The organism is Bacillus sp. ATD (assembly GCF_050585765.1).
GTDB classification, from domain to species: Bacteria; Bacillota; Bacilli; order Bacillales; family Bacillaceae; genus Bacillus; species Bacillus stercoris.
In genome coordinates this window covers 1-941 of the sequence record NZ_JBOBQH010000026.1, presented here as the reverse complement: position 1 = coordinate 941, position 941 = coordinate 1, and the positions used below count along the sequence as shown (strand labels likewise).

1 protein-coding gene is annotated in these 941 nt (G+C 53.8%); it reads left to right on the top strand.

The genetic code is table 11. The features are described from left to right. Positions 1-941: amino acid adenylation domain-containing protein (locus ACQXR1_RS22095; RefSeq protein ID WP_430772880.1), on the top strand; the 941-nt coding region annotated here is incomplete at both ends.

The window sequence follows — 941 nt, the reverse complement described above, 5'->3', positions numbered from 1 at the left end:
CTCTCTTGCTGACACAGCCGGGATGCTCCGCACCGAGCTTTTCCGGAGAGACGCTTGAAGTTGACCTGACATCTCTTGCGAGAGAAAAAGCAGAAAACCATGTATTTGTTTCTGCTGACAGTGGTTCTCTCGCCTATGTCATCTATACGTCTGGCTCCACCGGGCAGCCAAAAGGGGTAGCCGTCGAGCACCGCCAGGCTGTTTCCTTTCTGACCGGCATGCAGCACCAATTTCCGCTTTCGGAAGATGACATTGTCATGGTGAAAACCTCTTTTTCCTTTGATGCGTCTGTGTGGCAGCTGTTTTGGTGGTCGCTTTCCGGTGCTTCGGCTTATCTGCTTCCTCCGGGCTGGGAGAAAGATCCGGCATTGATCGTAAAAGCCATTCATCAGGAAAACGTGACAACGGTTCATTTTATTCCGGCTATACTGAACAGTTTTCTCGATCAAGCGGAAATCGCAACACTAAGTGACGGGACAAGCCTGAAGCGTGTATTCGCCGGAGGTGAACCGCTTGCACCCCGTGTGGCAGCGCGATTTGCTTCTTTATTGCCTGAGGTATCGCTGATCCATGGCTATGGGCCGACAGAAGCAACGGTTGACGCGGCATTCTACGTGTTCGACCCAGAGCGGGACAGGGAACGCTTGCGGATTCCGATCGGGAAGCCTGTACCCGGTGCGCGTTTGTATGTTTTAGATCCCCATTTAGCCGTACAGCCTATCGGTGTCTCCGGCGAACTGTACATTGCCGGAGCGGGTGTGGCCAGAGGCTATTTGAATCGGCCGGCCTTAACGGAGGAGCGTTTTCTTGAGGACCCGTTTTACCCGGGGGAACGCATGTACAAAACAGGGGATGTAGCCCGCTGGCTCCCTGACGGGAATATGGAATTCCTCGGCCGTACGGATGATCAGGTGAAAATCCGTGGTTACCGGATTGAGCCT